Source organism: Polaribacter sp. Hel_I_88 (assembly GCF_000687935.1).
Classification (GTDB): Bacteria; Bacteroidota; Bacteroidia; order Flavobacteriales; family Flavobacteriaceae; genus Polaribacter.
Genome location: NZ_JHZZ01000001.1, coordinates 242087 through 266447, shown reverse-complemented (window position 1 = coordinate 266447; position 24361 = coordinate 242087). Strand labels below are relative to the sequence as shown.

Annotated in this window: 30 protein-coding genes; 24 read left to right on the top strand and 6 right to left on the bottom strand. The window is 31.5% G+C overall.

Going from position 1 to position 24361, the window contains the following annotated elements:
• Window positions 1-28 precede the first annotated feature (28 nt).
• From P161_RS0101190 to P161_RS0101175, 4 genes are all read left to right on the top strand, one after another.
• Entirely contained in the window at window positions 29-715 is a 687-nt protein-coding gene (locus tag P161_RS0101190; protein ID WP_026775269.1) for a YjjG family noncanonical pyrimidine nucleotidase, read from the top strand.
• A gap of 65 nt (window positions 716-780) precedes the next feature.
• Window positions 781-1302: a hypothetical protein gene (locus tag P161_RS0101185; RefSeq protein ID WP_155810401.1), complete on the top strand. Its 522-nt coding sequence runs from the start codon at window positions 781-783 to the stop codon at window positions 1300-1302.
• A 1-nt stretch (window position 1303) separates the two neighbouring features.
• A complete protein-coding gene (locus tag P161_RS0101180) occupies window positions 1304-2680 on the top strand; it encodes a DUF5723 family protein (protein ID WP_026775267.1) in 1377 nt (458 codons plus the stop codon).
• 2 nt (window positions 2681-2682) lie between these two features.
• Window positions 2683-3486, top strand: coding sequence for a hypothetical protein (locus P161_RS0101175; RefSeq protein ID WP_051605625.1), 804 nt, complete (start codon window positions 2683-2685; stop codon window positions 3484-3486).
• Here P161_RS0101175 and P161_RS0101170 read toward each other — a convergent pair.
• A complete protein-coding gene (locus P161_RS0101170; RefSeq protein ID WP_026775265.1) occupies window positions 3483-4754 on the bottom strand; it encodes a replication-associated recombination protein A in 1272 nt (423 codons plus the stop codon). The genes P161_RS0101175 and P161_RS0101170 overlap by 4 nt on opposite strands.
• 76 nt (window positions 4755-4830) lie before the next feature.
• Between P161_RS0101170 and P161_RS0101165 the strand changes: the two genes are divergently transcribed.
• Window positions 4831-5511, top strand: coding sequence for a rhomboid family intramembrane serine protease (locus P161_RS0101165; RefSeq protein ID WP_026775264.1), 681 nt, complete (start codon window positions 4831-4833; stop codon window positions 5509-5511).
• 89 nt (window positions 5512-5600) lie between these two features.
• On the opposite strand, the gene rlmB is transcribed toward P161_RS0101165, so the two are convergent.
• The 5 genes from rlmB to P161_RS0101140 form a co-directional block, all read right to left on the bottom strand.
• Window positions 5601-6338 carry a 23S rRNA (guanosine(2251)-2'-O)-methyltransferase RlmB gene (gene rlmB / locus P161_RS0101160; RefSeq protein WP_026775263.1) on the bottom strand — a complete coding sequence of 246 codons (738 nt, stop codon included), beginning with the start codon at window positions 6336-6338 and terminating at the stop codon, window positions 5601-5603.
• Window positions 6339-6408: 70 nt separating this feature from the next.
• Window positions 6409-7245 carry a hypothetical protein gene (locus P161_RS0101155; RefSeq protein ID WP_155810399.1) on the bottom strand — a complete coding sequence of 279 codons (837 nt, stop codon included), beginning with the start codon at window positions 7243-7245 and terminating at the stop codon, window positions 6409-6411.
• 17 nt (window positions 7246-7262) lie between these two features.
• On the bottom strand, window positions 7263-8756 hold the full coding sequence (locus tag P161_RS18910) for a RagB/SusD family nutrient uptake outer membrane protein (protein WP_081816956.1): 1494 nt from the start codon (window positions 8754-8756) through the stop codon (window positions 7263-7265).
• Between the two features lie 11 nt (window positions 8757-8767).
• Entirely contained in the window at window positions 8768-11803 is a 3036-nt protein-coding gene (locus tag P161_RS0101145) for a SusC/RagA family TonB-linked outer membrane protein (protein WP_026775261.1), read from the bottom strand.
• A 285-nt stretch (window positions 11804-12088) separates the two neighbouring features.
• Window positions 12089-13552 carry a hypothetical protein gene (locus tag P161_RS0101140; RefSeq protein WP_026775260.1) on the bottom strand — a complete coding sequence of 488 codons (1464 nt, stop codon included), beginning with the start codon at window positions 13550-13552 and terminating at the stop codon, window positions 12089-12091.
• A 371-nt stretch (window positions 13553-13923) separates the two neighbouring features.
• On the opposite strand from P161_RS0101140, the gene rpsL reads away from it, so the two are divergent.
• The 19 genes from rpsL to rpsH all read left to right on the top strand — a co-directional run bounded on the left by rpsL (window position 13924) and on the right by rpsH (window position 24361).
• Window positions 13924-14298, top strand: a complete 375-nt coding sequence (gene rpsL / locus P161_RS0101135) for a 30S ribosomal protein S12 (protein ID WP_018943587.1) — start codon at window positions 13924-13926, stop codon at window positions 14296-14298.
• A gap of 26 nt (window positions 14299-14324) precedes the next feature.
• Entirely contained in the window at window positions 14325-14804 is a 480-nt protein-coding gene (gene rpsG, locus P161_RS0101130; protein WP_026775259.1) for a 30S ribosomal protein S7, read from the top strand.
• A gap of 3 nt (window positions 14805-14807) precedes the next feature.
• Entirely contained in the window at window positions 14808-16925 is a 2118-nt protein-coding gene (gene fusA / locus P161_RS0101125; RefSeq protein WP_026775258.1) for an elongation factor G, read from the top strand.
• An 18-nt stretch (window positions 16926-16943) separates the two neighbouring features.
• Complete coding sequence (gene rpsJ / locus P161_RS0101120) at window positions 16944-17249, top strand: 30S ribosomal protein S10 (RefSeq protein ID WP_004568745.1); 306 nt, start codon at window positions 16944-16946, stop codon at window positions 17247-17249.
• Between the two features lie 290 nt (window positions 17250-17539).
• Window positions 17540-18157 carry a 50S ribosomal protein L3 gene (gene rplC / locus P161_RS0101115; protein ID WP_026775257.1) on the top strand — a complete coding sequence of 206 codons (618 nt, stop codon included), beginning with the start codon at window positions 17540-17542 and terminating at the stop codon, window positions 18155-18157.
• Complete coding sequence (gene rplD, locus P161_RS0101110; RefSeq protein ID WP_026775256.1) at window positions 18157-18786, top strand: 50S ribosomal protein L4; 630 nt, start codon at window positions 18157-18159, stop codon at window positions 18784-18786. The genes rplC and rplD overlap by 1 nt, the downstream gene beginning before the upstream one ends.
• Before the next feature lie 9 nt (window positions 18787-18795).
• Window positions 18796-19086: a 50S ribosomal protein L23 gene (rplW, locus tag P161_RS0101105; protein WP_026775255.1), complete on the top strand. Its 291-nt coding sequence runs from the start codon at window positions 18796-18798 to the stop codon at window positions 19084-19086.
• A gap of 8 nt (window positions 19087-19094) precedes the next feature.
• On the top strand, window positions 19095-19919 hold the full coding sequence (rplB, locus tag P161_RS0101100; protein ID WP_026775254.1) for a 50S ribosomal protein L2: 825 nt from the start codon (window positions 19095-19097) through the stop codon (window positions 19917-19919).
• Between the two features lie 6 nt (window positions 19920-19925).
• Complete coding sequence (gene rpsS / locus P161_RS0101095) at window positions 19926-20204, top strand: 30S ribosomal protein S19 (RefSeq protein ID WP_015482224.1); 279 nt, start codon at window positions 19926-19928, stop codon at window positions 20202-20204.
• Between the two features lie 6 nt (window positions 20205-20210).
• Window positions 20211-20615: a 50S ribosomal protein L22 gene (rplV, locus tag P161_RS0101090; RefSeq protein WP_015482225.1), complete on the top strand. Its 405-nt coding sequence runs from the start codon at window positions 20211-20213 to the stop codon at window positions 20613-20615.
• Between the two features lie 11 nt (window positions 20616-20626).
• Window positions 20627-21349: a 30S ribosomal protein S3 gene (rpsC, locus tag P161_RS0101085; protein WP_026775253.1), complete on the top strand. Its 723-nt coding sequence runs from the start codon at window positions 20627-20629 to the stop codon at window positions 21347-21349.
• Between the two features lie 22 nt (window positions 21350-21371).
• A complete protein-coding gene (gene rplP, locus P161_RS0101080) occupies window positions 21372-21803 on the top strand; it encodes a 50S ribosomal protein L16 (protein ID WP_026775252.1) in 432 nt (143 codons plus the stop codon).
• A gap of 11 nt (window positions 21804-21814) precedes the next feature.
• Window positions 21815-22006 carry a 50S ribosomal protein L29 gene (gene rpmC, locus P161_RS0101075; protein ID WP_026775251.1) on the top strand — a complete coding sequence of 64 codons (192 nt, stop codon included), beginning with the start codon at window positions 21815-21817 and terminating at the stop codon, window positions 22004-22006.
• Between the two features lie 20 nt (window positions 22007-22026).
• Window positions 22027-22284: a 30S ribosomal protein S17 gene (gene rpsQ / locus P161_RS0101070; protein WP_018943599.1), complete on the top strand. Its 258-nt coding sequence runs from the start codon at window positions 22027-22029 to the stop codon at window positions 22282-22284.
• A 1-nt stretch (window position 22285) separates the two neighbouring features.
• Window positions 22286-22654, top strand: coding sequence for a 50S ribosomal protein L14 (gene rplN, locus P161_RS0101065; protein WP_015482230.1), 369 nt, complete (start codon window positions 22286-22288; stop codon window positions 22652-22654).
• An 11-nt stretch (window positions 22655-22665) separates the two neighbouring features.
• Complete coding sequence (gene rplX, locus P161_RS0101060) at window positions 22666-22968, top strand: 50S ribosomal protein L24 (protein ID WP_026775250.1); 303 nt, start codon at window positions 22666-22668, stop codon at window positions 22966-22968.
• 8 nt (window positions 22969-22976) lie between these two features.
• Window positions 22977-23528 (top strand): 50S ribosomal protein L5, encoded by a 552-nt coding sequence (rplE, locus tag P161_RS0101055; protein WP_026775249.1) that lies wholly within the window; start codon window positions 22977-22979, stop codon window positions 23526-23528.
• Window positions 23529-23531: 3 nt separating this feature from the next.
• Window positions 23532-23801, top strand: coding sequence for a 30S ribosomal protein S14 (gene rpsN, locus P161_RS0101050; RefSeq protein WP_026775248.1), 270 nt, complete (start codon window positions 23532-23534; stop codon window positions 23799-23801).
• Window positions 23802-23962: 161 nt separating this feature from the next.
• Complete coding sequence (gene rpsH, locus P161_RS0101045; RefSeq protein WP_026775247.1) at window positions 23963-24361, top strand: 30S ribosomal protein S8; 399 nt, start codon at window positions 23963-23965, stop codon at window positions 24359-24361.

The window sequence follows — 24361 nt, the reverse complement described above, 5'->3', positions numbered from 1 at the left end:
TAAATTTATTTTACCAAATATACTTTAAATGATAAATATAAAACACGTCTTTTTTGATTTAGATCATACTTTGTGGGATTTTGAAAAAAATTCTGATTTAACCTTTGAAAAAGTGTTTAAAAAACAACAAATAGATACAGATTTACATGCTTTTTTAGAGGTTTACAGACCTATAAACCTTGAATACTGGCGATTGTATAGAGATGAAAAAGTATCTAAAAAAGAATTAAGATATGGTCGATTAAAAAAAGCATTCGATAGTATAAACTACACAATTTCAGATGATTTAATTGATATTATTGCCATTGAATATATTGAGTTTTTACCAGATTTCAATCATCTTTTTGAGGGAACTTTCGAAATTTTAGAGTATTTAAAAGGTAAATATCAATTGCATATTATTACCAATGGTTTTCAGGAAATTCAGCATAAAAAAATGGAAGCTTCCAAATTACTTACTTATTTTGATGCCATCATTACCTCAGAATCTGTGGGTGTTAAAAAACCGAATCCAAAAGTTTTTCATCATGCTTTAGAGGTTACCAACGCAAATCAAGAAAATTCTATTATGATTGGCGATAGTTTAGAAGCAGATATTTTTGGGGCCATAAATATTGGCATGCCTGCCATTTATTGCAATTTTGATAACAAACCTAAAAACGATCCTGCTTATAAAAGTATAACATCTCTTTTAGAATTAAAGCAATATTTGTAAAAGCATAAGCGTTACTTATCTACATGAAATACTTGTTGAAATACCCCAAACAGATAGTCTTTTTTTTGGCATTATGTATAGTTGCTGGTTGTACAGAAACGCTAGATTTTACGCAAATTGAAGACTACAAATTAAAACCTGTTGTAACAGCTGCTTTAGCTTCTTTTACTGCAAAACCTATTCAATTTTTTGACTCTTCAGGAACTATACAAAATAACAGTGTATCTGATGTTTTCGAATTTAAAGGGTTTGATGAAAGGTATCTTAGAAATAACGTTGTTAAGTTGATTTTTAATGCAGAATTTAAAAACGAATTTGATAGAGATGTTACCATTCAAGTAGATTTTTTGAATAGTAGCAATATAATAATTTATTCTTTTTCGCCCATTTTTGTAGAAAGTTTCGATGTAAATCCACCTCCATTTGAAGAAGAAATAATAATTGCTGATAATCTTCAAGTTTTAAATACAACTCAAGTAAAAATTACAGCATCTTTAGAAAACTCAACAACAGGGCTAAATCCATCAGATCCTAGTGAATTTGATTTCAAATCTTCTGTAACATTATTTATAGAATCAGCATTTTAAAATGAAAAAATTTTTAATTTTATTGCAGGTTTTATTAGCGTTTTCAGCTACATCACAAAACAAACAAATTCTATACAATTTTGCAGAATTACCACAAACACTATTGTTAAATCCTGCAGCTGAAACCAATTATAAGTTTCATGTGGGAGTTCCTTTTTTGTCTGGTTTTTCTGCTCAAATTGGTTCTAAAGGAGTTGTATTAAAAGATATTTTTGCTGTGGACAATCGAAATATAAATGATAAAATTGTTGAAGCCATCAGCAATTTAAGACCAAACGATTATTTAAAACTAAATACACAAGTAGAGATTTTAAGTGGTGGTTTTCGCTATAAAGATAAAACTTATATAAGTTTTGGTTTTTATGAAGAAATAGATGCCTTTGGTTATTTTCCTAAAGATTTATTAACGCTGCTTACAGAAGGAAACAACGCTTTTCTCAACAAAAATTTTAGAGTTTCGGAAATATCATATCAATTAGATGTTTTAGGAGTTCTCCATGCAGGATTTTCAAAAAAAATTGATGAGCAACTTACGTTGGGAGCAAGAGTTAAACTCTATTCTTCCGCTTTAAATATGCAATCGACTTATAATACAGGAACTTTTACAACTACTGAAGGTGTAAATAGTTTATACACGCATTATTTAAATAACATACATTTGAATGCAAGAACATCTGGTTTGGTTAATTCCGAAACCAATCAATATATTGAAGATACAAGTCAATATCTTAAAAATACTTTTTTAGGTGATAATATAGGTGTAGGTTTTGATGTTGGTTTTACCTATAAAATGTCTCCTCAACTAGAAATTTCTGGAAGCATTTTAGATGTTGGTTTCATCAATCATAAAACCAATATAAAAAATTCTAAAGTTGAAGGTGATTTTGTATATGAAGGAGTTATTTTTACATTTGATGCCAATACTCCAAGAAATTATTGGGGAGAAATAGATAAGCGTCTTAAAGAACAATTGCCAATTACAGAAGACCAAGAGTCCTATATTTCTTGGCGTCCAACAAAAATAAATGCTGCTTTAAAGTATAGTTTTGGAGAACGAAGGAGCAAGGTTTGTTATGACAATCGATTCAAAGATTTTTATACGGATGCTTTGGGTTTTCAATTACATACTGTGTTTAGACCATTAAATCCTCAATTGGCTTTTACTGGATTTTATCAAAAATCAATCACTAATAAAATTCATACAAAATTTACATATACCATTGATGATGTTTCTTTTACCAACTTTGGAGCAGGTGTATCTGCACAAATAGGAAGCGTTAATTTTTATGGAATGGTCGATAATCTATTATCATATAGAAACCTATCAGCAGCAAATAGTTTATCTTTACAAGTAGGTTTTAATGTAATATTTAATTAAAAATGATAAAAAAAACAATTTTTTTACTGATGCTTTTAGTGAGTAATTCACTTCTAAGTCAACAAACAAATTTAGATGCATATCAATATATTGTTGTAGCAGATAGGTTCGATTTTTTGAAAGAAGTAGATCAATATCAAACAAGTTCCCTAACTAAATTCTTATTAAAGAAAAAAGGGTTTAAAGTCTTTTTAAGTGATGAAACCCTACCAAATAAATTAGCTAAAGATAGATGTTTGGCTTTATACGCCTCTGTTAAAGACGAATCTGGATTGCTTACTATAAAAAATTTAATCGAAATTAAGGATTGTTATGGTACAATAATTTACACTTCAAAAGTCGGTAAATCAAAAATAAAAGATTACAAAAAAGGATACCAAGATGCTATAAGAATGGCATATGAATCTATGGAAGATTTTGAATATAGTTATAATGCTTTTTTAATTTCTGTAGAAAAAAACTTAGAAAAAGAAGAAATTGTTGCTAAAAATATTTCAGAAGATGTTGTACATAATGCTATGGTAGCTCCTAAAGTTTTAAATTCTGATAAAGAAAACTCGACTAATAATACCGAAACAAAAAAAGATAAAAATGCACCAATTCTTTATGCACAAGCCATAGACAATGGATTTCAACTTGTAAATACTGTGCCTGAAGTGGTTTTTGTATTATTAAAAACCAGTATAAAAGACACATATTTGATTAAAGATAAAAACGGTAGTTTTTATAAAAAAGATGCTATTTGGGTTGCTGAATATTATAAAGCAGGTCAACTAGTAAAAGAAGAATATCAAATTAAATTCTAATAATTATACTTGTCTTTCCAACGTTGTTTTAAAGTTTCTTTAAACTGATTTTCTCTTTGATTATTGCCTGGTTCATATAGTTTTGTGCCAGAAATTTCATCTGGTAAAAATTCTTGTGCTATAAAGTTATTTGGATAATCATGAGAATACCTATATTCTTTCCCATAATTTAAATCTTTCATTAATTTTGTAGGTGCATTTCTTAAATGAAGAGGTATTGATAAATCACCAGTTTTTTGAACTAAATTTTGAGCATTTCCAATCGCTAAATAGGAAGCATTACTTTTTGGGGAATTTGCTAAATACACTGCACATTGGCTTAATATAATTCGAGATTCAGGATACCCAATTACTGAAACCGCTTGAAAGGTGTTATTAGCTAAAATTAATGCTGTCGGGTTTGCGTTGCCAATATCTTCAGAAGCAGCAATAAGCAATCGCCTAGCAATAAATTTAACATCTTCTCCTCCTTCAATCATTCTAGCCAACCAATAAACAGCTCCATTTGGGTCACTACCCCTAATCGATTTGATAAAAGCGGAAACAATATCATAATGTTGCTCACCAGTTTTGTCATATCTGACTGTATTTTTCTGAATTTTGTCTAAAACTAATTCATTTGTTATAACAATTTCATCATCTGCAGAAACCAACAATTCAAAAATATTTAAGAGTTTTCTAGCATCACCACTAGAAACTTGTAATAAAGCATCCGTTTCTTTTAGTGTTATTTTTTTGGTTGATAAAATGCTATCTTTTTCTATGGCTCTGTGCAATAATGCTACTAAATCATTTTTATCAAATGAGTTTAATATATATACTTGACAACGAGAAAGTAGGGCAGGAATCACTTCAAAACTTGGATTTTCTGTAGTGGCTCCAATTAAAGTTACCCAACCTTTTTCTACAGCACCTAATAAAGAATCTTGTTGAGATTTGCTAAATCGATGAATTTCATCAATAAATAATATCGGATTTTTAGCCGTGAACAAACCACCACTATTTTTAGCTTTTTCAATGACTTCTCTTACATCTTTTACACCTGAACTTATGGCACTAAGGGTATAAAATGGACGTTTAGACTCTGTAGCAATAATATTTGCAAGCGTAGTTTTACCAATTCCAGGAGGTCCCCACAAAATTAAAGAAGGAATAATTCCTTGTTTTATTAATTTGGTTAAAACACCATTTGTACCCACCAAGTGTTGTTGGCTAATGTAATCTTCTAATGTTTTTGGTCTAATTCTTTCTGCCAAAGGTTCATTCATTCTGTAAAAATAATAAAGATTTATGACAGAATTTGTATAAAAACTATTTGGTTCGTTTTTTGTTATTTTTATAACGATGAATGACGAGAATCAGTTAAAAATATCGAAATCAATTTTTTTAGTACCAGTTGCGTATGTAGTTGCAATTTGGTTTATTTATTGGGTTGAAATCTATTTTTCTTTCAATTTTAATAAATTCGGAGTATATCCAAGAACTTTAAAAGGTTTTAGAGGTGTTTTCTTTACCCATTTTATCCATAGTAATACAAGTCACCTTTTTAATAATTCAATTCCTTTATTTGTGCTCTTAACAAGTCTTTTTTATTTCTATAAAGATGTTGCTTTAAAAATCCTGTTATTTGGTGGTTTTTTTACAGGATTTTTAACTTGGATTATTGCAAGAGATTCCTATCATATAGGAGCTAGTGGAATTGTGTATTTATTATTTAGTTTTATTTTTTTTAGCGGAATTATCAGAAAACATTTTAGGCTGGTTGCGTTATCTTTAATAATTATCTTTTTATACGGAAGTATGATCTGGTATGTTTTTCCTATAAAAGAAGGCATGTCTTGGGAAGGACATTTATCAGGTTTTGTAGTGGGATTTACTTTTGCTTTTATATTTAGAAAAAAAGGTATTGTAAAAGAAGAACATCAATTTATAGAAACCGAATTTGATTTGTTATTTGATGAACATGGAAATTTTTCTCCACCAAAAATAGAAGAGGAAAATGATAAAAAAGTTGAAGAGGAATAGAGTTAATTACTATTTTTAATAACTCTTAACTTCAAACTCCCAGCTTCCAACTTCAATCTTTCACAGCTTCCAATTCCAAACTTCAAAAACTACTTTTTAATTCTTTGTCTTACAGTTTCATACAAAAAAGCACCACAGGCAACAGAAACATTTAAAGATTCTATTTCTCCTAAAATAGGTAATTTAGCTTTGTAATCTACCATTTTTAATACAGAAGGATTTACACCTCTATCTTCAGAACCCATAATAATAGCTATTGGTTCATTAAAATTGATATCATATACAGATTCTTCTGTTTTTTCAGTAGCTGCCACTGTTTTTATTCCTGAGGCCTGTAATAAGAATAAAGCATCTTTAATATGATCAACTTTACAAATAGGTATTTTAAATGCTGCTCCAGCAGAAGTTTTAATCGTTTCAGCATTTACAGGCGCACTTCCGTTTTTTTGAATAACAATAGCATCAACTCCAGTACACTCAGCAGTTCTTATGATAGCGCCAAAATTACGAACATCAGATAATTGATCTAAGACTAAAAACAAAGGCATTTTGTTAGCAACCATTGTTTTTTCTATAATATTTTCTAAATCATAAAATTCTACAGGAGATATTTGTGCTACGGCTCCTTGATGATTGTTGTTTTTAGATAATCGATTTAGTTTTTCTATAGGAACAATACTGGTCGCAATCTTTTTAGATTTAATAATTTTATCTAATTCATAGTATAAATCGCCTCGCAATCCTTTTTGTAGATATATTTTGTTTATAGTATTGTTGCTTTCAATCGCTTCTATAATTGTTCTTATTCCAAAAATTATATCACTCATTTCTTTATTTTTTGATAAAAAAAAACAGTGAAGAATTAACTTCACTGTTTTCTATTTTAAATATACGTTTTTATTGTTTTGTAAATGTAAATTGATATGGACCAAAAGTTGCTAAAGGACCAGTAGCTTCAATTACAAATTCTGATTCGTCATAACCTGAATCAGTGTAAACAAAAGTTCTGAATAATGCTACTTGTACTTGAGATGCACCATTAAAAGTTACTTTTCCATTACAAGTATCAAAAGCTAATACAGTTCCATTTGGAATGTAAGTATCAAAACCAGGAGAATTGTTAACAATTAACTTTGTTCCAGAAGGATCGTTAGGCGCTAATGTCATCTCTAATTGGTAAGATTCACCAAAAAAGTTATTCAAACCTGATGGAGCATTCGTACCACCTGTAAAGTTTTCAAAAACAGTATATGTACCTACAAAACCGTTAATGTCTACAGGACAATCATTATCTACAATTGTTAAATCAAATGTACTGTTATTGATTCCTTCACCTCCAATTCCAACAGGTTTATCACCATCTGCTGATAAAGTAATGCTGAAATTTAAATTACCATCAACAACATTGTTGTCAATTGGTAAAACAGTAATACTTGCAGAAGCTTGCCCTGCAGGAATTTGTATAGTTCCATTAGCTGGTGTTACAGTAAATCTGCTAGCGTCTGCACCTTCTAAAGTGAAATTAACATTAATACCATTAGTGTTAGATGCAAGGCTACCACCATATAATACTTCAACACTTATAGGGTCTGTACTATTTTCTTGAACAGAAGCACTTGAACCTGCAAACTGTACAAAACCGTCTCCAATATCTAAGGTGATATTTTCCTCTTCTCCACAACTAGCAAAAGCCAATACTAATGATAGTGTAAATATTTTAATTAAGTTTTTCATTTTTATATTTTTAAGTATTAATTGTTATATCCAGGATTTTGTTGTGCACGTAATTCAGGATTTCCATTAAATTCTACTAAAGGAATTGGTAATGTAAATCTGAAATCATCTGGTGCTAACCTTGGTGTCATTCCAAATTCTGCAACATCAATAGGATCTCTTTCAGCTCCTTGATTAGCTCTTACTCCCAGTCTTTTAATATCTTTCCATCTATGTCCTTCAAAAGCAAATTCAACTCTTCTTTCGTTTAAAAGAGCAGCATAAGCTTCTTGTTGAGAAGCATAAATAGGTAATGGTTGTGCATCACCAAATCTAATATCTCTTAAAGCTTTGATATCTTGAGCAGCACCTGTTAAATCATTTCTAGCAATTTTTGCCTCTACAATGATTAAGTACATTTCAGATGATCTAAATACTTTATTGTCATTCAATAAAACTTGACCTGGTTTACCAGGATATTTATTTACTTGTAATACATCCTCTTCTCTATAATTTGAAGTATTTGTATAATCTGGAGCCACAATTGAAACTGGATCAACAATTACATTATAACGAACATCATCCGGATCAATTAGATTGAATAAGCTACGACCAATTTCGAAATATGGAGTGTTAGCACCAAATAATGTTACACCACCAATCCAACCAGTAGCAGCTACTGTACCAGAACCAGGTTGGTTATCATAAATTCCGTTAACATCTCTTTGTAATTTAAAGATAATTTCTGTGTTATCTTCATCTACAAACATTAATCTATATTGAGTACGGTTTGCTAATGGGTATCTTGTCATTAAACTATTCGCTAAAGTTTCAGCTGTTGTATAATCTTGTCTGTAAGCAGCCATTCTAGCACGTAATGCAGTCACGAAATCTTTAGAAACAAATATAGGATTGCTTTGATCATCTATTAATGAAGCTGCTTTTGTTAAATCTTCATCAATCAATTGAAAAAGTTCTCCATTAGTACTTCTTAATAATTTATCAGCAATACTTGGTACAAAATCTACTTTTAATACTGCTAAAGCAGCATCATTCGTATAATCTGTAGAATAATAACTTACCAATTGGAAGTTTGCATAAGCTCTTAATGCGTATGCTTGACCAAGGATGTCATTTTTTTGTGCAGTTTCAGCTGCATCTGCTGGTTCTACAAGATCTGCAGCCTCAATTAGTCTGTTTAATGAATTTAATCTATCATATCCATTAGTCCAAAAAGTTGAAGCAGCAGCTGAACCCGCGTTTAAATTGAAAATATGACCTGTTGTTCTTCCTTGACCACCATTTTCAGTTCCTTCGGCTGTTTCGTCAGTATAATTAACTGCCATAGCAACTTCTCTTGTTAAATCGAAAAATCCATATGAGCTAATTAAACCATCTCTCAGTTCTGATACGTTTGTAAAAGCTACATCCGCTGTAACTCTACCAACTTGCGTTATGTCTACTGCATTTTCACAACTTGAGAAAATTGCAATCATTACAACGACTGTTAATTTATATATTTTATTCTTCATGTTTTTATATTTTATAATCCTATTTCTACTCCTAATGAATATGTTACTGGCGTTGGATATTCTCTTCCTGTTAATCTAGATGCAGCATCAAAACCTCTAAACTTAGTAAAAGTTACTAAATTTTCTCCGTTTGCAAAAATTCTTAAAGTCTTAAATCCAATTCTCTGAAGAACATCTTTTTGGAATGAATAACCAATAGTAGCAAATCTTAATCTAACATGGTCTTTATCTGCTAAAAATCTATTTGAATTAAAAACTCCAACGTTACCTCCTGGTTGAATTGATGGTACATCTGTAACTCTGTTTGTAGGTGTCCATGCTCTTAACATATCTGCTGATAAATTAAATTGCGTGATAGCTCCTGGATCCATAAAGTTAGCATAATCAAAGTCTAATTGATCAACTCCAAGAACATAATTGAATTGTGTTTGAAGGAAAAAACCTTTGTAATCTACATTTAAACCAAAACTACCTTGAGCTTCTGGAGTTGTGTTTAATCCAGACCAAACTCTATCAGTATCTGGGTTAGGATTTTCTGTTAAGTTTCCATTTCTGTCAAGAAATAATTCGTTTCCGTTTGCAGGGTTTACACCAGCATAACGAACATCAAATCTTTCAAAAATAGGACCTCCGTTTCTACCAATTCCTAAAATTTGTACTTCACCAGTTACTTCATCAACTTCTGCTGGTAAGTCATCTAAATAGTTTTCGTTAAAGTTTCCAACAGTATTTACAGTAATCGTTAAATCATTATTTCTTACTAAATCATAAGAAAGTTCAAAATCAAAACCGTTGTTGTATAAACTACCTACGTTTGCACTAATTGACGTTACACTTGTAATAGCTGATACTGGTAAACTTTGGAAAAGATCAGATGTCTTTTTTCTATAGTAATCAAGAGAACCTCTTAATCTACTGTTCCAAACACCAAAATCGATACCAATATTTCCTTGGGCTACAGTTTCCCATTTAAGAGTATCGTTTCCTAACTGGCTTAAACCAATTGTTTGTTCTCCATTATAACCAACTCCAGTTCCAAAAAAGTCAAATGCTAAATCTGGTGCTGAATAATAATTTCCTCCAGCAATTCTTTGGTTACCAGTTGTTCCATAAGAACCTCTTAATTTAAGTGAATTAAATGCAGTGTTTTCCATGAAATCTAACTGATCTAAATTAATTCTACCTGAAACAGAGAAGAAATTACCCCATCTATTCGTAGTAGAGAATCTATAAGAAGCATCACGTCTAAAAGTAGCACTTAAACCAAATGTAGAATCATAATCATAATCAAGAGTACCGAAATAAGATAATAATCCAGCATCAATTCTGTTCGCAAAAACAGTATCTACAAATAAATCATCATTTGCATTGTCACCAATAAATCCTGCACCATCACCTGGGAAGAAAGTTTTTGGGTTTAAACCATTAGATGTAAAACCAAAGTCTCTTAAAAAAGCTTTGAAATATTCAGAATATAAACCAGCATTTAAAGTGTGTTTCCCTGTTTCATATGTATAGTTTAAAGAAGCAGTTGTATTAAAAGCAGCTCTTCTTCTTGAGTTTTGACTTGAAAAACCAGGGTTGTTTGGATTAAAGTACTGAGCGTTAAAACCTTCTGGGTTTCTAGTGCCTATAAAAGAAGTACTTTGATAATCTACACCACTAACTACAGAAGCAACTAAATTGTCTGTAATATTTAAACTTGCGTTTACTGAAGCAACTATTTTTAGTTCTTCTACTAAAGATACATCCTTAAATAATTTATCCTGAATAAAATATGGGCTATAACCAAAAATCAAATTGTCAACCAATTCTTGTGTTGTTGGTGATTCTTCAGGAAGTAAATACGGTAATGCAGAGTTTGCTCCAAAAAATGGATTCTGATTAATACCAGATGTACCTACACTTGTTGGTGTATTGTTAGTTGAATAGTTAAGAGAAACAGATGTTCCATATTTAAACTTATCAGAACCACCGTTAATGTTGTTTCTTAAGTTAAATCTCTTTAAATCACTCACAGCTAAAATCCCTTCTTGTTCAAAATATCCTAAAGAAGTAAATTGATTAGAATTTTCACCACCACTTGTTAACGTTACTGTATGGTTTGCAGTAGCTCCAGTTCTTAAAAACTCACCAGCCCAATCACCATTTGGTAAAGCAGCAATTTGCTCGTCAGTTAAAGGACCTCCATTAGAAGGATATGATATTCCTACAGCATTACCTGCACCTAATCCAATTCCTCTTTGTCTTTCTAATGTCGCATATTGTTGCGAATTCATTAAGTTATAACGATCATTTGGGAATTCTGAAAAACTATAGATACTGTTAACATTTACTACTAAAGGAGTATTTTTTCTACCTTGTTTAGTTTTGATTACAATAACTCCGTTTGCTCCTCTACTTCCGTAAATAGCAGTTGCTCCTGCATCTTTAAGAACAGTGATCGATGCAATTTCGTTTTGATTTAAACTTCTAAAGTTATCCTCATCTACTGGAGTACCATCTAAGATAAATAGAGGCTCAGTATTACCATTAATAGAGTTAACCCCTCTTAATTGTACCAAAGCATTTGCTCCTGGCTGACCAGAACTTATAGAAATATCCAAACCAGGTACTTGACCTGCAAGAGTATTTACTAAGTTTCCACTTGGTCTGTTTTCAATGGTTGCAGCACTAACCTGCGTAGAAGCTGTAGAAACTTTTGCTTTAGATATTGTACTATATCCAGTTACAATAATTTCTTCAAGTTGATTAGAATCCTCAACTAATTTTACATCAATAACATTTGATGCTCCCACAGTTTTTTCTACTACTTTGTAACCAAGATATCTATAAACTAAGATATCACCAGTTTTTGTTTTGATTGAATACTTACCATCAAAATCCGTTTCAGTTCCTTTCGTAGTCCCTTTTACAAGGACACTTACACCTGGTAAAGTACCAGACTCATCAGTTACACTACCAGAAACAGTTTTTTCTTGCGCAAAGGATATTTGCACGACAAACGCCAGTAATAGCGTTAAAATTCCATTAAACTTTGTCTTCATTGTATAATTATTTGAATTAATTAGTGCCAAAAGTCTTAAATAAAACTTAAAAAAACAATTTTTTAACACTAATTATTTAAAATATTTTAATTGTTTGGAACATTGTTATATGAATAAGGGGAAAGATTCAGATTTACTTTCATCTTTTTGTAAAAAGGAACTAAATTTTACCTTCTATTAACTGATGTTTATTTTTTTTGTGAATTTTTAAAGTATTTCTTAATGTAATTACATTTTTTATGATTTATTATTTTAACACGGTGTTGTTCCATTTTTTAAAATTAGCTAAAAAAATGTTTTCCAATTTACAAATAGCTTTACATTGTTAAAATCAAAATTTTCATTTTCTTTCTTACCTACAATAGTATTGATGTTAATTAGAGAGTTGTTGCTTCCAAATAAGAACCCCAGTCCTAAGGCAATTAAATTTTCATTTTGATTTACGGAGTTTATCTTTGCCAAATCTGTTACAGTATATACATATGATTTTTCTGATGTTAAAAATCTGTATTCTAAATTTAAAAAAGCATATTGATTCACAAAAATGCTCTGCTCATTAAAACCTCTTATTGAATTTGGGCCTCCTATTCTAAAAAGTTCATTATTTAAATAAGTTTCTGAATTCAAATAACCATTTTCATTTCTAATAAAAATGCTATTTCTAAAATCTAAATCCCATATATAAGAAATACTAGTTTTTATTTTAAATTGATTACTATTTTTTAGTTGGCTAGTTCTTTCTCCAATTGTAGGGTTTATTTTTATTGAGATTTTATCGCTAAAAGAAAAATCATTTTTTGGAATCCTATAATCAAATTGAAGGCCCAGAAAATAATTATTAAAAGTATCAATATTGTTAATGTTCTCTGCTAAATTTTCGGAGTTTTCAACGTTATAGGTTAAGGCAAGATTAATTTTTTGATTTAAGCTGTAAAATAGTTTTGATTCGAATTTTGTGCTCAAAAAAGTAGAATCTTGTTTATATATTGAAAATGATAATTCAGGTGTAATTTTAGAATTAAATATGTAAGGTTTTTTAAGTGCTATTTCAAACTCTTGTCGTTCATTCCCAATCCTGTTCCAAAATAACATGATTTTTTCTCCGGAATTTAAAATATTACTTAGTTCTAAGTTTATGTTGCCATTTAATAATAAATTTCCATTTTCATTTGTCGCAAAATTTATGAGTCCGTCAAAACTACTATTATTTCTTTTTTTTAAATACACATATAAAAATGTGGAATCTTTTGTAAATAAAACTTCTGGTGGTTTTATTTCTGAAACAAATTGCAAATTTTTAGACTTTTCAGAAATACTTTTTATTTTTTCTTCATTAAAAATAGTACTCGTGTTAATTTTAAAATGATTTTTTAAAAACGATTTAGGGAAATCATCATACCCTTTTATAGTAACTTTATTAATAATTCTTTTTGGTGATGTTTCAATCGATAAATTTGCAAATAATTTTTTATCTTTAATTACGATTTTTTTCAATTGAATTTTAGAAAATGATTTTCCTTCTCGATCTAATTTTTTTGAAGTATTTAATAATAAGGCTTGAACTTTTTCTGGATTGATAGCAATTGAATTATTGATTATTTTAAAATTATAAAAAAGATATTGATCATTCAGTTCTATATAAATTACACTTTGAGTAATCTTTTCGTTCAATGAAAAATAAGCAATGTAGTTGTTTTCCTTTTTTATGATAGAGTCAATCGTGTTTGTGAAAAAACCAATGTTTTTCAAATTATTAGAAACTCTTTTAATTTCCAAAAAAACAGATATGGAATCCTTATGTTTTTTTTGATAATTGAATTTACTTATAACTGTTGAGTCATTTTTGGTTACGCTAGAAACCTTTAAATTTATATTTTGTGTGTATAAACATTTAGATATACATAATGATAGGACTAAAAGTAGTTTAAAAAATATTTTTTGTTTCAAGACATTTATATATAATGATCAAATGTAAAAGAAATTCATAAAATTATGGTTTTAAAAAATCATTTAAAAAAATAACTCGTTGATATTTGAATAATTAGAATTTAATTGTACATTTGCAAACTCTTAAAAAAGAGCAAGGTTTAATTATAAACGAAAAACAGCAACAATTTAGTATGCCAACTATTCAACAATTAGTTCGTAAAGGAAGAACCAAAATAACTAAGAAGAGTAAATCGGCTGCTTTGTCGTCTTGTCCTCAAAGACGTGGGGTATGTACTCGTGTTTATACTACAACACCAAAAAAACCTAATTCTGCAATGCGTAAAGTAGCCAGAGTTAGATTGACAAATGGTAATGAGATAAACGCATACATTCCAGGTGAAGGACATAACTTACAGGAGCACTCGATAGTATTAGTTAGAGGTGGAAGGGTAAAAGATTTACCAGGTGTTAAATATCACGTGGTACGTGGAGCATTAGATACAGCAGGTGTTGAGGGTAGAACTCAACGTAGGTCTAAGTATGGTGCGAAACGCCCAAAAAAGTAATTTAGTAACTTTTTTAATGTAAAGACATGAGAAAAAGAGCAGCAAAAAAAAGAGTCTTATTGCCAGATCCAAAGTTTAATGATCAGTTAGTAACACGTTTTGTTAATAACTTAATGTGGAGTGGTAAGAAGTCAGTAGCATTTAAAGTGTTTTATGACGCTTTGGAGTTAGTCGAAGAAAGAAAAGGAGAAGGCGAAGAAAAATCGGCTTTAGAAATTTGGAAAGACGGTTTGTCAAATGTAATGCCACATGTAGAGGTTCGTTCTAGACGTGTTGGTGGAGCAACATTCCAAATACCAATGCAAATTAGGCCAGATCGTAAAGTATCTATGGCTATTAAATGGATGATTTTGTATACTCGTAAGAGAAACGAAAAAACGATGGCGCAACGTTTAGCTGCTGAAATTTTAGCTGCGGCTAAAGAAGAAGGTGCAGCTGTTAAAAAACGTACAGATACTCACAAAATGGCAGAAGCTAATAAAGCATTCTCTCACTTTAGATTTTAAGAAATGGCTAGAGATTTAAAATATACAAGAAATATTGGAATTGCAGCGCATATTGATGCTGGTAAAACCACAACAACAGAACGTATTTTGTTCTACACAGGTGTTTCTCACAAGATTGGTGAGGTTCATGATGGTGCAGCTACAATGGACTGGATGGAACAAGAGCAGGAAAGAGGTATTACAATTACTTCTGCTGCAACAACTTGTACTTGGGTTTTTCCAAAAGAAAATGCAGAACCAACTCCAGAAGCAAAAGATTATCATTTTAACATCATCGATACTCCTGGTCACGTAGATTTTACTGTAGAAGTAAATAGATCTTTACGTGTATTAGATGGTTTGGTGTTTTTGTTTTCGGCAGTTGATGGTGTTGAACCTCAATCTGAAACAAACTGGAGATTAGCAGACAATTATAAAGTTCCAAGAATTGGATTCGTTAATAAAATGGATCGTCAAGGATCGGACTTTTTAAAAGTTTGTCAGCAGGTTAAAGATATGTTAAAGTCTAACGCAGTGCCAATTGTTTTAAATATTGGTGATGAGGATGAGTTTAAGGGTATTGTGGATTTAGTAAAAAACAGAGCTATTGTATGGCATGATGATAACTTCGGAGCTACATTCGATGTTGTTGCTATTCCAGAAGATATGAAAGATGAAGTACGTAAATACCGTGCTTTATTAATCGAAGAAGTAGCTAGTTATGATGAGAACTTATTAGAAAAATTCATGGAAGATGAAGATTCTATTACAGAAGAAGAGGTGCATAATGCATTAAGAGCTGCTGTAATGGATATGGCTATCATTCCAATGATTTGTGGTTCTTCATTCAAAAATAAAGGTGTTCAGTTTCTTTTAGATGCTGTATGTCGTTACTTACCTTCTCCAATGGATAAGGAAGGAATTATAGGTATAAATCCAGATACAGAAGAAAAAGAATTACGTAAGCCAAGTGTTAAAGAGCCTTTTGCTGCTTTAGCATTTAAAATTGCTACTGACCCTTTTGTTGGTCGTTTAGCTTTCTTTAGAGCGTATTCAGGTAGATTAGATGCTGGATCTTATGTGTTAAATAATCGTTCTGGTAAAAAAGAGAGAATCTCTCGTATTTATCAAATGCATGCTAACAAGCAAAATGCTATCGATTTTATCGAAGCTGGAGATATTGGAGCAGCAGTAGGTTTTAAATCTATTAAAACTGGTGATACGTTAACAGATGAGAAGCATCCTATTGTTTTAGAGTCTATGGATTTTCCAGATCCTGTAATTGGTATTGCTATTGAGCCTAAAACAAAAGCAGATGTAGATAAATTAGGTGTTGGACTTGCTAAATTAGCAGAAGAAGACCCTACGTTTACAGTACGTTCAGATGAAGCTTCAGGACAGACTATTATTTCTGGAATGGGTGAATTGCATTTAGATGTACTTGTAGATCGATTAAAACGTGAATTCAAAGTAGAAGTTAACCAAGGGCAACCACAGGTGGAATATAAAGAAGCTATTACTGCAGAAGCAGAACATAGAGAAATTTATAAGAAACAATCAGGTGGTCGTGGTAAATTTGCTGATATTGTGTTTACAATTGGTCCAGCTGACGAAGGTGTTCAAGGTTTACAATTTGATTCTGTTATTAAAGGAGGTAACGTTCCTAGAGAATTTGTACCTTCTGTAGAGAAAGGATTCAGAGAAGCTATGAAAAACGGACCTTTAGCAGGCTACGAAATGGATTCAATGAAAGTTACTTTAAGAGATGGATCTTTCCACGCTGTGGATTCTGATGCATTATCTTTTGAATTAGCTGCAAAAATGGGATATAAAGCTTCTGCAAAGTCTGCAAAAGCAAAAATTATGGAACCATTAATGAAGTTAGAAGTATTAACTCCTGAAGAAAACATGGGAGATATTGTTGGAGATTTGAACAGAAGAAGAGGTCAAGTTAACGATATGTCTGATAGAGCAGGTTCTAAAGTTGTAAAAGCTGTAGTGCCATTATCAGAAATGTTTGGTTATGTAACAGCTTTGAGAACAATGTCTTCAGGTAGAGCAACTTCTACAATGGAATTTTCGCACTATGCTGAAACTCCATCAAATATTTCAGAGGATGTAATCGCAAAAGCAAAAGGATAATCTACTAAATAATACAAGATGAGTCAAAAAATTAGAATAAAATTAAAGTCTTACGATTACAATTTAGTGGACAAATCTGCTGAAAAAATTGTAAAGACGGTAAAAAGTACGGGTGCTGTAGTTAATGGACCAATACCTTTACCAACACATAAAAAGATTTTTACTGTTTTACGTTCACCACACGTAAACAAAAAATCTAGAGAGCAATTTCAGTTAGCTTCATACAAAAGATTATTAGACATATATAGTTCTTCTTCAAAAACTATTGATGCGCTAATGAAACTTGAGTTACCAAGTGGAGTTGAAGTTGAAATAAAGGTATAATAAAATAGTTTTAATTTATTTTCGGTTTAATTTTATTAAACCGAAAATATTTTATACTTTTGCAATCCCAAATACAGTTGGGAATCTGTTTGTTAGGTTTTACCTGATAAATGGGAACATGTCCAGAGCGTTTCGCGAAGGAAAAACGGAAAAACAAAATCAGCGTTGAATTTGTTTTGCGCTTTTTTTTTGCTCAATTCTTAAAGGATTTTAAGGAAACTTTGTTTCAAATAATAAATTATTAATAGACGCGCTGAATATAGTATTTAATCGTCTAAAAAATTAACAGAATGTCTGGGTTAATAGGGAGGAAAATTGGAATGACCAGTTTGTTTGATGAGAATGGTAAGAATATACCATGTACTGTCATTGAAGCAGGTCCTTGCGTTGTCACTCAAGTCAGAACTGAGGATGTTGATGGCTACAATGCTTTACAACTTGGTTTCGATGACAAAAAAGCAAAAAGTTCTAACAAAGCGTTAGATGGTCACTTTAAAAAAGCTGGCACAACTGCTAAGAAAAAAGTTTTTGAATTTCAAGGATTCAAAGAAACTTATAATTTAGGAGATACAGTAACTGTAGATCACTTTAAAGAAGGTGAGTTTGTTGATGTTTCTGGTGTTTCAAAAGGTAAAGGTTTTCAAGGTGTTGTAAAACGTCATGGATTTGCTGGTGTAGGTCAAGCTACTCATGGACAGCATAACCGTTTGAGAGCTCCAGGTTCTATTGGTGCTGCATCGTATCCAGCTCGAGTATTCAAAGGAATGCGTATGGCAGGTAGAATGGGTGGAGATAAAGTGAAAGTACAAAACTTAAAAGTGTTGAAGGTAGTTGCTGAAAAGAATCTACTTGTTGTTAAGGGAGCTGTTCCTGGTCACAAAAACGCTTTTGTAACTATTCAGAAATAATGAAAGTAGCAGTTTTAGATATTACAGGAAAAGATACAGGAAGGAAAGTAGAGCTTTCTAAAGATGTATTTGGAATAGAGCCTAATAACCATGCTATTTATTTAGATGTTAAGCAATACTTGGCAAATCAGCGTCAAGGAACGCATAAGTCTAAAGAAAGAGCTGAAATTTCAGGTTCTACAAGAAAAATAAAGAAACAGAAAGGAACAGGTACTGCAAGAGCAGGTTCAATTAAGTCTGGAGTTTTTAGAGGTGGTGGTCGTATGTTTGGTCCAAGACCAAGAAGTTATTCTTTTAAGTTGAATAAAAATTTAAAAAGATTAGCGCGTCAATCAGCTTTAAGTATTCAGGTAAATGATGAGAACGTAGTAATCGTTGAAGATTTTAATTTTGAAACGCCAAAGACAAAAAACTTTGTTGATGTTTTAAAAGCTTTAAATATAGATACTAAGAAGTCATTATTTATTTTAGATAGTGAAAATGCAAATGTGTATTTATCATCTAGAAACTTAAAAAACTCTAAGGTATTGAAAGCTTCAGAAATAAATACTTATGGTGTGTTAAATGCTAATAAGATTGTGATTACTGAAAGTTCTTTAGAGGGAATTAATACAAATTTAAGCAAATAGGGATTCAAAATGAGTATTCTAATTAAACCTATTATTACGGAAAAAGCTACAAACGATAGTGAATTATTCAATCGTTATACGTTTGTTGTTGATAAGAAAGCTAATAAAGTAGAAATTAAAAATGCTGTTGAAACAGCTTATGGAGTTTCTATTTCTAGTGTAAAAACTTTAAATTACCCAATTCAAAGAAATACCAAATTTACTAAAAAAGGTTTAGTAACTGGTATTAAGAGTGGGTATAAAAAAGCTATTGTGCAGTTAGCAGAAGGAGAAAGTATTGATTTTTATAACAATCTTTAAGATACAAAATGTCAGTTAGAAAATTAAAACCAATAACACCAGGTCAGCGTTTTAGAGTTGTAAATGGATTCGACGCCATTACAACTGATAAGCCGGAGAAAAGTTTACTTGCTCCGAAAAAAAGATCTGGAGGTCGAAACAGTCAAGGTAGGATGACAACTCGTAATATAGGGGGTGGTCATAAACAAAGATATCGTATTATCGATTTTAAAAGAGATAAGAAAGATGTTCCTGCAATAGTTAAAACTATCGAGTACGATCCAAATCGTACTGCTTTTATCGCATTATTAAATTATGCTGATGGAGAAAAAAGATATGTAATTGCACAAAATGGTTTAACAGTTGGTCAAACTGTTGTTTCAGGAAGTGGTATTGCTCCAGAGATTGGGAATACAATGGCTTTGAGTGAAATTCCATTAGGAACTACAATATCTTGTATTGAGTTACGTCCTGGTCAAGGTGCTGTAATGGCTCGTTCAGCAGGTTCTTTTGCACAATTAATGGCAAGAGATGGTAAATATGCAACTGTAAAGATGCCTTCAGGTGAAACAAGATTAATTTTATTAACTTGTTTAGCAACAATCGGAGTTGTTTCCAATTCAGATCATCAACTTTTAGTTTCTGGTAAAGCAGGAAGAAGAAGATGGTTGGGTAGAAGACCAAGAGTTAACGCTGTAAGAATGAACCCTGTAGATCACCCAATGGGAGGTGGTGAAGGACGTGCTTCAGGAGGACATCCAAGATCAAGAAACGGAATACCTGCTAAAGGTTATAAGACTAGATCTAAAACCAAAGCAAGTAATAAGTATATTATAGAACGTAGAAAGAAATAATAAGTTATGGCAAGATCATTAAAAAAAGGACCTTACGTTCACTATAAATTAGAGAAAAAAGTTTTAGCTAATGTAGAAGCTGGAAATAAAACAGTAATTAAAACTTGGTCTAGAGCAAGCATGATTACTCCAGATTTCGTTGGTCAAACAATTGCTGTTCACAATGGACGTCAGTTTGTGCCAGTTTATGTTACTGAAAACATGGTAGGGCACAAGTTAGGCGAATTTTCACCAACTCGTTCATTTAGAGGACATGCAGGTGCTAAAAATAAAGGTAAAAAATAGTAGGCAATGGGAGTTCGTAAAAAAAATATGGCAGATCAGTTGAAAGCAGATAGAAAGCAACGTGCTTTCGCAAAGCTGACAAACTGCCCTACATCACCAAGAAAAATGCGTTTAGTTGCTGATCAAGTAAGAGGTGTTGAAGTTGAAAAAGCTTTGCAAATCTTAAAGTTCAGTCCTAAAGAAGCATCTATAAATTTAGAAAAACTATTATTATCTGCAATTGCAAATTGGCAAGCTAAAAATGAAGACTCATCTATTGAAGATGCAGGTTTATTTGTAAAGTCTATTTGTGTTGATAGTGCAGGTATGTTAAAAAGATTAAGACCAGCTCCACAAGGACGTGCTCACAGAATTCGCAAGCGTTCTAATCATGTTACTTTAGAGTTAGGTAGTAAAAATTTAAGTAATTAATCGAAGTATAAATGGGACAGAAAACAAATCCAATAGGAAATCGTTTAGGTATCATCAGAGGTTGGGAATCTAATTGGTATGGTGGTAATGACTACGGAGATAAATTAGCTGAAGATGATAAAATAAGAAAATATATTCATGCAAGACTTTCAAAAGCAAGTGTGTCTAGAATTATTATTGAACGTACTTTAAAGCTTGTTACAGTTACAATTACTACTGCTAGACCTGGTATCATAATAGGTAAAGGTGGTCAGGAAGTTGATAAGTTAAAAGAAGAGCTTAAGAAAATTACTGGTAAAGAAGTTCAAATCAATATTTTTGAAATTAAACGTCCAGAATTAGATGCAAAATTAGTTGCAACTAGTGTTGCTCGTCAAATTGAAAATAGAATTTCATACAAAAGAGCAATAAAAATGGCTATTCAGGCTACTATGCGTATGAACGCTGAAGGTATAAAGATACAGATTTCAGGGCGTTTAAATGGAGCAGAGATGGCTCGTTCAGAGCATTTCAAAGAAGGAAGAATACCACTTTCAACTTTTAGAGCTGATATTGATTATGCATTAGTAGAAGCACATACTACTTATGGAAGATTAGGTGTTAAAGTGTGGATTATGAAGGGTGAAGTTTATGGTAAAAGAGAATTATCTCCATTAGTTGGTTTGTCTAAGAAACAAGGTGGCAATAAAGGTGGTGGTGATAGATCTAAGCGTGGACCTCGTAGAAGAAAATAATTTTTAAAATTAGAAATTAAAAATGTTACAGCCAAAAAGAGTAAAATACCGTAAAGTACAGAAAGGTAAAGGAAATATGTCTGGCCTATCAGGTAGAGGAACACAACTTTCTAATGGAATGTTTGGTATTAAATCTATCGATCAGAATTTGTTAACTTCACGTCAGATTGAAGCGGCTCGTATTGCAGCTACACGTCACATGAAGAGAGAAGGTCAGTTATGGATAAAAATATTTCCAGACAAGCCTATCACAAAGAAACCTTTAGAAGTACGTATGGGTAAAGGTAAAGGAGCTCCAGATCATTTCGTATCTGTTATCAAACCAGGTAGAATTTTGTTCGAGGTTGGTGGAGTACCAATCGAAGTTGCAAAAGAGGCTTTACGATTAGCTGCACAAAAACTTCCAGTAAAAACGAAGTTTATAGTTGCAAGAGATTTTGATATTAACGCATAATTCTAAATAGAATGAAACAATCAGAAATAAAGGATTTATCCACAACAGATCTTAATGAAAAGTTGGGAGCGTTGCAGAAAAATTATACTGATCTTAAAATGTCTCACGCAATAACTCCAATGGAAAATCCATTGCAGTTGAGAAGTTTAAGAAGAACTGTAGCAAGAATTGCAACAGAATTAACAAAAAGAGAATTACAATAATTCTATAGTCAATTTTAAAGATGGAAAAAAGAAATCTTAGAAAAGAGAGAATTGGTGTTGTTTCTAGTAACAAAATGGAAAAATCTATTGTTGTTGCTGAAACTAAGAGAGTAAAGCACCCAATGTACGGTAAGTTCGTATTAAAAACGAAAAAGTACGTTGCACACGACGAAAAGAATGATTGCAACGAAGGAGATACTGTAAGGATCATGGAAACTAGACCTATGAGTAAATCTAAACGTTGGAGATTAGTAGAAATCCTAGAAAGAGCTAAATAATATGTTACAGACAGAATCAAGATTAAAAGTCGCAGATAATACTGGAGCAAAAGAAGTTTTAGTAATTAGAGTTTTAGGAGGTACAAAAAAACGTTACGCAAGCATTGGAGACAAAATTGTAGTATCTGTTAAATCTGCAACTCCAAATGGAACTGTAAAAAAAGGTCAAGTATCTAGAGCAGTTGTTGTAAGAACGAAAAAAGAAGTTAGACGTAAAGATGGATCTTATATAAGATTTGACGATAACGCTTGTGTTTTATTAAATCCTACAGAGGAGATGAGAGGAACACGTGTATTTGGTCCTGTAGCTCGTGAACTTCGTGAAAAACAATTTATGAAAATAGTTTCACTAGCACCTGAAGTGCTTTAAATCATCATAAAATGAAGAAGTTTAAAATAAAATCAGGAGATACTGTAAAAGTAATCGCAGGTGATCATAAAGGATCTGAAGGAAAGGTTTTACAAATCATTAAAGATAAAGATCGTGTTCTTGTGGAAGGTGTTAATTTAGTTTCTAAGCATACTAAACCTAGCGCTCAAAGTCCTCAAGGTGGAATTGTAAAAAAAGAAGCATCATTGCACATCTCTAATTTAATGTTAGTAGAAGATGGTGTAGCTGTAAGAGTAGGTTATAAAGTTGATGGAGATACTAAGACTAGATTCTCTAAAAAAACTAAAAAATAATAATAATCATGAGTTACGTACCAAGATTAAAAGCAGAATACAAAGAAAGAGTAGTGAATACTCTTACTGAGGAATTCAGTTATACAAATGTAATGCAAGTACCTAAATTAGAAAAAATAGTTATTTCTAAAGGTGTTGGTGCTGCAATTGCTGATAAAAAATTAATAGATTACGCGTTAGAAGAGTTGACTAAAATTACAGGTCAAAAAGCTATTTCAACAATGTCTAAAAAAGATGTTGCAGCATTTAAATTACGTAAAGGTATGCCAATTGGAGCAAAAGTTACTTTACGTGGTGATAAAATGTATGAGTTTTTAGATAGATTAGTTACAGCTTCTTTACCACGTGTAAGAGACTTTAACGGAATAAAAGCTAATGGATTTGATGGTAGAGGTAATTACAATTTAGGTATTACTGAGCAAATTATATATCCAGAAATTAATATTGACCAAGTTAAAAAAATTAACGGTATGGATATTACGTTTGTAACATCTGCAAATACTGATAAAGAAGCAAAGTCATTATTAGGAGAATTAGGTTTACCATTCCAAAAAAATTAAATTATGGCTAAAGAATCAATGAAAGCGCGTGAGCGCAAGAGAGAACGTATTGTTGCAAAATATGCTGATAAAAGAAAGGCTTTAAAAGAAGCTGGAGATTATGAAGCTCTGCAAAAATTACCTAAAAATGCATCGCCAATAAGATTACATAATAGATGTAAATTAACGGGTCGTCCAAAAGGATATATGCGTCAGTTTGGTTTATCACGTGTAACATTCCGTGAAATGGCAAACCAAGGGTTAATACCAGGCGTTAAAAAAGCAAGTTGGTAGAAAACTATAATAAATTATAAAAACTAAAATAGAATGTGTATCTTTGCACGCTCTATTTTTTTTGAGTATTAGAAATTTAACTGATTATAGGTTCAATTATCACAGAGAAATCTGTAGGAAAATAGAGGTAGTTGAAAACCATAGTCGCAATATAAATAAGTATGTATACAGATCCAATCGCGGATTATCTTACAAGAGTAAGGAATGCAATAGCTGCAGGACACAGAGTTGTGGAAATTCCAGCTTCTAATTTAAAGAAGGAAATGACTAAAATTTTGTTCGATCAAGGTTATATTTTAAGTTACCAGTTCAATGAAGATAAAGTTCAAGGAACTATCAAGATAGCTTTAAAATATGATAAAGAAACAAAAGAGTCAGTAATCAGAAAAATTCAACGAATTAGTACGCCAGGATTACGAAAGTATGTTGGTTCTTCTGAAATGCCAAGAGTTTTAAATGGACTTGGTATTGCAATTGTTTCTACATCTAAAGGTGTAATGACAAATAAGAAGGCTAAGCAAGACAATGTTGGAGGAGAAGTTTTATGTTACATTTATTAA

Excerpts from the sequence above, each read along its gene's own strand:
- P161_RS0101190 (WP_026775269.1), top strand. The coding sequence starts at position 29 with ATGATAAATATAAAACACGTCTTTTTTGATTTAGATCATACTTTGTGG.
- P161_RS0101180 (WP_026775267.1), top strand. The coding sequence starts at position 1,304 with ATGAAAAAATTTTTAATTTTATTGCAGGTTTTATTAGCGTTTTCAGCT.
- P161_RS0101175 (WP_051605625.1), top strand. The coding sequence starts at position 2,683 with ATGATAAAAAAAACAATTTTTTTACTGATGCTTTTAGTGAGTAATTCA.
- P161_RS0101170 (WP_026775265.1), bottom strand. The coding sequence starts at position 4,754 with ATGAATGAACCTTTGGCAGAAAGAATTAGACCAAAAACATTAGAAGAT.
- P161_RS0101165 (WP_026775264.1), top strand. The coding sequence starts at position 4,831 with ATGAATGACGAGAATCAGTTAAAAATATCGAAATCAATTTTTTTAGTA.
- rlmB (WP_026775263.1), bottom strand. The coding sequence starts at position 6,338 with ATGAGTGATATAATTTTTGGAATAAGAACAATTATAGAAGCGATTGAA.
- P161_RS0101155 (WP_155810399.1), bottom strand. The coding sequence starts at position 7,245 with ATGAAAAACTTAATTAAAATATTTACACTATCATTAGTATTGGCTTTT.
- P161_RS18910 (WP_081816956.1), bottom strand. The coding sequence starts at position 8,756 with ATGAAGAATAAAATATATAAATTAACAGTCGTTGTAATGATTGCAATT.
- P161_RS0101145 (WP_026775261.1), bottom strand. The coding sequence starts at position 11,803 with ATGAAGACAAAGTTTAATGGAATTTTAACGCTATTACTGGCGTTTGTC.
- rpsL (WP_018943587.1), top strand. The coding sequence starts at position 13,924 with ATGCCAACTATTCAACAATTAGTTCGTAAAGGAAGAACCAAAATAACT.
- rpsG (WP_026775259.1), top strand. The coding sequence starts at position 14,325 with ATGAGAAAAAGAGCAGCAAAAAAAAGAGTCTTATTGCCAGATCCAAAG.
- fusA (WP_026775258.1), top strand. The coding sequence starts at position 14,808 with ATGGCTAGAGATTTAAAATATACAAGAAATATTGGAATTGCAGCGCAT.
- rpsJ (WP_004568745.1), top strand. The coding sequence starts at position 16,944 with ATGAGTCAAAAAATTAGAATAAAATTAAAGTCTTACGATTACAATTTA.
- rplC (WP_026775257.1), top strand. The coding sequence starts at position 17,540 with ATGTCTGGGTTAATAGGGAGGAAAATTGGAATGACCAGTTTGTTTGAT.
- rplD (WP_026775256.1), top strand. The coding sequence starts at position 18,157 with ATGAAAGTAGCAGTTTTAGATATTACAGGAAAAGATACAGGAAGGAAA.
- rplW (WP_026775255.1), top strand. The coding sequence starts at position 18,796 with ATGAGTATTCTAATTAAACCTATTATTACGGAAAAAGCTACAAACGAT.
- rplB (WP_026775254.1), top strand. The coding sequence starts at position 19,095 with ATGTCAGTTAGAAAATTAAAACCAATAACACCAGGTCAGCGTTTTAGA.
- rpsS (WP_015482224.1), top strand. The coding sequence starts at position 19,926 with ATGGCAAGATCATTAAAAAAAGGACCTTACGTTCACTATAAATTAGAG.
- rplV (WP_015482225.1), top strand. The coding sequence starts at position 20,211 with ATGGGAGTTCGTAAAAAAAATATGGCAGATCAGTTGAAAGCAGATAGA.
- rpsC (WP_026775253.1), top strand. The coding sequence starts at position 20,627 with ATGGGACAGAAAACAAATCCAATAGGAAATCGTTTAGGTATCATCAGA.
- rplP (WP_026775252.1), top strand. The coding sequence starts at position 21,372 with ATGTTACAGCCAAAAAGAGTAAAATACCGTAAAGTACAGAAAGGTAAA.
- rpmC (WP_026775251.1), top strand. The coding sequence starts at position 21,815 with ATGAAACAATCAGAAATAAAGGATTTATCCACAACAGATCTTAATGAA.
- rpsQ (WP_018943599.1), top strand. The coding sequence starts at position 22,027 with ATGGAAAAAAGAAATCTTAGAAAAGAGAGAATTGGTGTTGTTTCTAGT.
- rplN (WP_015482230.1), top strand. The coding sequence starts at position 22,286 with ATGTTACAGACAGAATCAAGATTAAAAGTCGCAGATAATACTGGAGCA.
- rplX (WP_026775250.1), top strand. The coding sequence starts at position 22,666 with ATGAAGAAGTTTAAAATAAAATCAGGAGATACTGTAAAAGTAATCGCA.
- rplE (WP_026775249.1), top strand. The coding sequence starts at position 22,977 with ATGAGTTACGTACCAAGATTAAAAGCAGAATACAAAGAAAGAGTAGTG.
- rpsN (WP_026775248.1), top strand. The coding sequence starts at position 23,532 with ATGGCTAAAGAATCAATGAAAGCGCGTGAGCGCAAGAGAGAACGTATT.
- rpsH (WP_026775247.1), top strand. The coding sequence starts at position 23,963 with ATGTATACAGATCCAATCGCGGATTATCTTACAAGAGTAAGGAATGCA.